The sequence below is a fragment of the Micrococcus sp. HMSC067E09 genome (assembly GCF_001812555.1).
GTDB classification, from domain to species: Bacteria; Actinomycetota; Actinomycetes; order Actinomycetales; family Micrococcaceae; genus Micrococcus; species Micrococcus lylae.
Map to the genome: position 1 here is coordinate 1 of NZ_KV809447.1, position 375 is coordinate 375.

1 pseudogene is annotated in these 375 nt (G+C 61.6%); it reads right to left on the reverse strand.

The features are described from left to right. Positions 1 to 326, reverse strand: a pseudogene (locus HMPREF2863_RS12190) (hypothetical protein); the annotation flags it as partial. Between the last annotated feature and the right edge of the window lie 49 nt (positions 327 to 375).

Consider the following 375-nt stretch of genomic DNA (forward strand, 5'->3'; position numbering starts at 1 on the left):
CCGCTTACACAGACAAGTTGACACGCCCTGTGGTGGCGGTCGAGTCCGGACCACACTTCATAGTTCCACCCAACCCCCTCACACACCTCAGCAGTCGCATCAAACTGCGCCCGAGACTTCTCCACGTATGCGGCGGCCCGCACATCCACGACGGTTCCATCACCATTGGCGTGCCGCAGAAAGAAGTCCGGAACGTGGCTCTGGCGGCCCTGAGTACCGTGCGGCCACAGCAAACCCAAGGGCTGTGCCGAGATTCCAACGACATCGCGTGCATGGTCGGCGGCCATCAGGAACAGGGCTTCGAGGCGTGACTCGAACGGGATCATTGCACCAGTGGTCTGGAAGTGTCGCGCGTCAGACTTAGTGGCAGGGCTG